Origin of the sequence: Arthrobacter sp. UYCu511, from assembly GCF_040547105.1 — a bacterium.
Taxonomy (GTDB): Bacteria; Actinomycetota; Actinomycetes; order Actinomycetales; family Micrococcaceae; genus Specibacter; species Specibacter psychrochitiniphilus.
The window spans coordinates 1-1,102 of sequence record NZ_JBEPPB010000024.1 but is presented as its reverse complement, the minus strand read 5'-3'; the positions used below and the strand labels follow the sequence as shown (position 1 = coordinate 1,102).

Genomic DNA, 1,102 nt, shown 5'->3' with positions numbered 1-1,102 from the left:
CCACCAGGTGCGGGGCCTCCCCACCTTTAACACCACCTTTTTCAGAACCACCGGGCTATCAACACCAGCAACAATAACCACCACCACTCGAGCCGTCCCGCACCAGGGCGGCTCCACTTGTTTAACAATCCACCACCCGAAGGCGCCGGCGATACCAGAAGGCGCTGGCCATACCTCTTCTAACACCACTAGCCGTCCCGCACTAGGGCGGCTTTCCTTGTTTAAAGAGCGGCTGAGGGGTTTAGCTGCCGGGACTCTCTGAGTTGCTGAAGTAGTAGCTCCAGAACGATGTGTGGTTTGTGTGGCTTGGTATACGGGGGTGTGGATTCTTTATGCCTGCGTGTGTGGTGGTTCCTGGGGCTCTACGGTGGTGGTTCTATAGCTGGGGTTCTGCAGCTAAGTGTTGGTCAAGGGTGGGGACTTGTTGTGCTGCTGATCGGGGGCTCTGAGTGTGAGGGGAGCCGTCCTGATAAAGGATGCGGTGCACTGGGTTCTGGTGCTGGTTGGTTCTGGTGCCGGCGCTGTTTCTTGGTGGTTGCGCGTAGTGGCAGGCCGCGGTGTGTATGTGCTCTCAGCAGGGTTGTATCGGCTGTTCGCGTCGGGCTTGTGTGGGGGAGGCCGGCGTTTGGTTGTACTCGTTCGGTAGTGCTGTGGTCGCGGTCGCTGTGTGAGTGCGTTGTTGCGTGGTGTGCTCTCGATTTGCGTTGGGGGCGGGTAGGTGTGTATTGTTCTATCTGTTGCTTGCGCAACGCTGAGCCACTGACGTAAAACGCAGAAGCGCTCACCACATCGCAAGAAGCCAAACTAAACCTAATTATTCTTTTGAGTTTATGGTCGCGTTTTTGAATTCGATTATATTCTTTTATGGAATATGGGTTTATGGAAATTAGGTTGTGATGAGCCGCACAGGATGCGGATTGGACAAAATGGTTTCCTTTGAAATAAAGTATAGATATTGCAGCAACGAAAACTAATTATGAAGAATGATTAGGAAGTACTTGAATTGCGGTTGTTGTTTGAGAACTCAATAGTGTGCCAAGTTTTATTGATACCAATTTATTGTAATTGAATTGGTTATTTGGTTGTGTGTTGCCGCCCCTGT

1 protein-coding gene is annotated in these 1,102 nt (G+C 51.5%); it reads right to left on the bottom strand.

The features are described 5' to 3' along the window. A partial coding sequence (locus ABIB48_RS17995; RefSeq protein ID WP_354213818.1) for a hypothetical protein occupies positions 1 to 189 on the bottom strand: 189 nt, incomplete at its 3' end. Between the last annotated feature and the right edge of the window lie 913 nt (positions 190 to 1,102).